This window comes from Nocardia noduli (genome assembly GCF_019038455.1).
GTDB lineage: Bacteria > Actinomycetota > Actinomycetes > Mycobacteriales > Mycobacteriaceae > Nocardia > Nocardia noduli.
On the sequence record NZ_JAFMPL010000282.1, the window covers coordinates 1 to 441 of the forward strand.

Annotated in this window: 2 protein-coding genes; both read left to right on the forward strand. The window is 38.5% G+C overall.

The window, feature by feature from the left end; genetic code table 11:
- On the forward strand, positions 1 to 222 hold a 222-nt coding region (locus JZ792_RS41385), incomplete at its 5' end, for a hypothetical protein (RefSeq protein WP_216918446.1).
- Positions 206 to 441 (forward strand): hypothetical protein (locus JZ792_RS41390; protein WP_216918447.1); only part of this gene is annotated, 236 nt, incomplete at its 3' end. The genes JZ792_RS41385 and JZ792_RS41390, both read left to right, overlap by 17 nt.

Here is a 441-nt window from a genome sequence, read left to right on the forward strand (position 1 = left end):
GAATTTATTCTTAAGGTGGTCATTCCGCCGTTTATCATCTTTGCGCTTTTAGTATGGTTGACTGCTGAAAATTATATTTCTGGTTGGGTGATGTACCTTCTCTGGGTAATTGGTTTCGTAGTTGCAAATATCATTGTGACAAAAATTTCTACCCGGTGGAGTATCCAACGAATGCGTGAGAAACGGGCAAAGGAAGAGAAAAATAATGATAAAAGTAATTAAACAGTGGACATCTAAGGTGATTTTAATTGCACTGATGCTAATTGCAATTGAAGTTCCCCCGATGGCAGTTAATTTTGCTTTACGTTATTCAAAAACCAATCAGCTTATTGTGGACGGATTTATGGCCTTATTCATCGGTTTAATGTTAGCGATTATTTGGTGGGCACACCGGACATATGAAGCTTATAACCAATTAGGGCAGCCAGCGGGAATAAAGGT